At 64.9% G+C, this 1,702-nt stretch carries 2 protein-coding genes; both read left to right on the forward strand.

Annotated elements, in window-relative coordinates; genetic code table 11:
- Window positions 1-20 precede the first annotated feature (20 nt).
- Window positions 21-1,148 (forward strand): S-(hydroxymethyl)glutathione dehydrogenase/class III alcohol dehydrogenase, encoded by a 1,128-nt coding sequence (locus tag CK220_RS31180; protein WP_095815175.1) that lies wholly within the window; start codon window positions 21-23, stop codon window positions 1,146-1,148.
- A gap of 66 nt (window positions 1,149-1,214) precedes the next feature.
- The coding region (gfa, locus tag CK220_RS31185; RefSeq protein WP_095815176.1) for an S-(hydroxymethyl)glutathione synthase at window positions 1,215-1,702 on the forward strand (488 nt) is incomplete at its 3' end.

Below are 1,702 nucleotides of genomic sequence, written 5' to 3' on the forward strand. Positions count from 1 at the left end.
TGCCTTGGGAGGAATGCCTCATGAAAACGCGTGCCGCTGTTGCCGTTGGTGCGGGAAAGCCGCTGGAGATCATGGAGGTGGACCTCGAGGGCCCGCGCGACGGCGAGGTGCTGGTCGAGGTCAAGGCGACGGGCATCTGCCACACCGACGAGTTCACGCTCTCGGGCGCCGATCCGGAAGGCATCTTTCCGGCGATTCTCGGCCATGAGGGCGCCGGCATCGTCGTCGATGTCGGCAAGGGCGTCACCTCGGTCAGGAAGGGCGACCATGTCATCCCGCTCTATACGCCCGAATGCCGGCAGTGCCCGTCGTGCCTGTCGCGGAAGACCAATCTCTGCACCGCCATCCGCGCCACGCAGGGGCAAGGCCTGATGCCGGACGGCTCGTCGCGCTTTTCGCTCGGCGGCGAGAAGCTCTTCCACTATATGGGCTGCTCGACCTTCTCCAACTTCACCGTGCTGCCGGAGATCGCGCTGGCCAAGGTCAATCCCGACGCCCCCTTCGACAAGATCTGCTACATCGGCTGCGGCGTCACCACCGGCATCGGCGCTGTCATCAACACCGCAAAGGTCGAACAGGGCGCCACCGCTGTCGTCTTCGGCCTCGGCGGCATTGGCTTGAACGTCATCCAGGGCCTTCGCCTGGCCGGCGCCGACATGATCATCGGCGTCGACTTGAACAACGACAAGAAGGCCTGGGGCGAAAAGTTCGGCATGACGCATTTCGTCAATCCGCAGGAGATCGACGGCGACATCGTGCCTTACCTGGTCAACCTGACCAAGCGCGGCGCCGACCAGATCGGCGGCGCCGACTACACCTTCGACTGCACCGGCAACACCAAGGTGATGCGCCAGGCGCTGGAGGCCTCGCATCGCGGCTGGGGCAAGTCGGTCATCATCGGCGTCGCTGGCGCCGGCCAGGAGATTGCGACGCGCCCCTTCCAGCTGGTCACCGGCCGCACCTGGATGGGCACCGCCTTCGGCGGCGCGCGCGGCCGCACCGACGTGCCGAAGATCGTCGACTGGTATATGGACAAAAAGATCCAGATCGACCCGATGATCACCCACACGCTGACGCTCGACGACATCAACAAGGGTTTTGATCTCATGCATGAGGGCAAGTCGATCCGAAGCGTCGTGGTTTACTGAAGCAATGCCGCATCGGTCGCGGGCTGGAGCCCGCAACCTTTGCGGCCAACATGGGAGGAAGGACGAATGGCGGAAAAACTGCATCCGAAGATCGACAGCGGGCTGCCCAAGGAAAGCGCTGCCTTTGCCGGCGGCACGCTGGTCTGTCTCTGCACCAGCAATCCGGTCAAGGTGAAGGTCAAGGGCCAGATCGCCCACAACCATGCCTGCGGCTGCACCAAATGCTGGAAGCCGGAAGGCGCGGTGTTCTCGGTCGTGGCCGTTGCCGGCACCGGCGACGTCACCGTCGCCGAGAACGGCGACAAGCTGAAGGTGGTCGACCCGGCCGCGCTGATCCAGCGCCATGCCTGCACCGGCTGCGGCGTGCACATGTACGGCCCGGTCGAGCGCGACCATCCCTTCAAGGGCCTGTCCTTCATCCATCCCGAGCGCTTCGAGGAGGACGGCTGGTCGCCGCCGGGCTTTGCCGCCTTCGTCTCCTCGATCATCGAAGCCGGCGTCGACCCGAGCCGCATGGACGGCATCCGCGGCCAGCTGAAGTCGATCGGGCTCGA

The organism is Mesorhizobium sp. WSM3860 (assembly GCF_002294995.1).
Classification (GTDB): domain Bacteria; phylum Pseudomonadota; class Alphaproteobacteria; order Rhizobiales; family Rhizobiaceae; genus Mesorhizobium.

Bases quoted from the DNA above. Each gene is read 5' to 3' on its own strand.
- CK220_RS31180 (WP_095815175.1), top strand. From the start codon at position 21: ATGAAAACGCGTGCCGCTGTTGCCGTTGGTGCGGGAAAGCCGCTGGAG.